The following is a 1,012-nucleotide window of genomic DNA, read 5'->3' on the forward strand; positions in this document are numbered from 1 at the left end:
TGCACCAGACGCCGTGTGGCAGCGGGCGGGTAATCGATGTGGCGCAAATACAGGTACAACACCGGGATCGCCGTTATGGCGAAGACCAGTCCGATGGCCAGTGCGTTGAGCCACTGCTGCGACGGCAGCAACCAATACGCGACCGCCAGCCCGCAAGCGAACGGCACGGCGAAACTCGGCACAGCGATTTTTACGCTTTGGCGATCCAGACGCAGATCGATGACATCGCTGAGGATGTGCCCGAGCAGCAAGGCGAAACTCAGGCTGTAGAGGTTTTTCAACCAGTCCGGGGCGATCAGTTGTGCGCCGCTGAGCTGCCAGCCCGGTTCGATCCAGAAGTACATCAGCAGCGGCAAACCGAAGCTCGCCAGCAGCAGCTGACTGACGATCGGAATCAGGCCGAAGTGACGGCCGACCCGGGTCGCCAGGGCAAACAGCGCCAAGGCCAGCAACCAGAAGCCGAAGACCATCATGCCGCTGGCTCCGCAACCGGTTCACGGCGCCCGGCCCACGGTGCGAGCATGAAGCTGAACGCCAGACCGAGGCTTACCGACAGGCCGAAATTGCTCACCGCCGGCGTACTGGAGACCGCCAGCAGGCCGAACGATAGCCACGTGGTGACGGCGGCGAGCAAGGTGCCGAGCAGACTTACCGCCGCGCCGCCCACCTGTTCGCGCATGAGGATTGCGTAATCGACGCTGATTGCCGTCACCAGCAACAGGCCGAACAGGCTGAACAGGGTCAGCGGCTGACCGAGCCAGCCGAGGCTGGCCAGACTGCACAGCGCCGCCAGCAGTGGCAGGGCGACGATGCGCAGTGCGCCAGTCAGGCCGAACGGCAGCATCAGCACCAGCACGATCAACACGCAGGAGGCCAGTTTCAGTTCGGCGGCGCTGATTTGCGTGGCGGCAAACACCTTGTTCAGGTCACCGAGGCGATCGACCAGCACCACCCCCGGCAAGTCCAGTGCCTGCACGCGCAGCAATGACGGATTGTTCAAGCCCTGCAAACT

Annotated in this window: 2 pseudogenes; both read right to left on the reverse strand. The window is 63.4% G+C overall.

Annotated elements, in window-relative coordinates:
• A pseudogene (locus OQK_RS00925) lies at positions 1 to 473 on the reverse strand (sodium:proton antiporter); the annotation flags it as partial.
• A pseudogene (locus OQK_RS00930) lies at positions 470 to 1,012 on the reverse strand (hypothetical protein); the annotation flags it as partial. The pseudogenes OQK_RS00925 and OQK_RS00930, both read right to left, overlap by 4 nt.

This window comes from Pseudomonas sp. R62, assembly GCF_000257605.1.
Lineage (GTDB): Bacteria > Pseudomonadota > Gammaproteobacteria > Pseudomonadales > Pseudomonadaceae > Aquipseudomonas > Aquipseudomonas atacamensis.